Here is a 705-nt window from a genome sequence, read left to right as displayed (position 1 = left end):
GAGCGCACCGAAAGGTTGCAGCTGGGCACGAGTGTGCTCACGCCGACGTTCCGGTACAACCCGGCGGTGATCGCGCAGGCCTTCGCGACGATGGGGTGTCTGTATCCGGGACGGATCTTCCTCGGGGTCGGCACCGGCGAAGCACTCAACGAGATCGCCACCGGCTACGCCGGCCAGTGGCCGGAGTTCAAGGAACGCTTCGCCCGGCTGCGCGAATCGGTGCGGTTGATGCGTGAGCTGTGGCGCGGAGACCGGGTCGATTTCGAGGGCGAGTACTACACCACCAAGGGGGCGTCGATCTACGACGTGCCCGAAGGCGGCATCCCGGTCTACGTCGCCGCCGGCGGCCCGGTCGTGGCCCGCTATGCCGGACGCGCGGGGGACGGGTTCATCTGCACCTCCGGCAAGGGCATGGAGCTCTACACCGACAAGCTGTTGCCGGCCGTCGCCGAGGGGGCGGAGAAGGCGGAGCGGGATGTGGCGCAGATCGACAGAATGATCGAGATCAAGATCTCGTACGACACCGATCCGGACAAGGCGTTGGAGAACACCCGCTTCTGGGCACCGCTGTCGCTCACGCCGGAGCAGAAGCATTCCATCGATGATCCGATGGAGATGGAGGCGGCGGCGGATGCGTTGCCGATCGAGCAGGTCGCCAAGCGGTGGATCGTGGCGTCGGATCCGGACGAGGCGGTCGAGCAGGTC

General features: G+C 66.7%; 1 protein-coding gene. It reads left to right on the top strand.

Translation table 11 applies throughout. The annotated features are described in order from the left end of the window. Positions 1-705 (top strand): glucose-6-phosphate dehydrogenase (coenzyme-F420) (gene fgd / locus AC6CID_RS25065; protein WP_498354676.1); only part of this gene is annotated, 705 nt, incomplete at both ends.

This window comes from Rhodococcus sp. GQ147, from assembly GCF_059759155.1.
The sequence above is the reverse complement of the archived record's forward strand: the minus strand, read 5'-3'. Positions and strand labels throughout refer to the sequence as shown.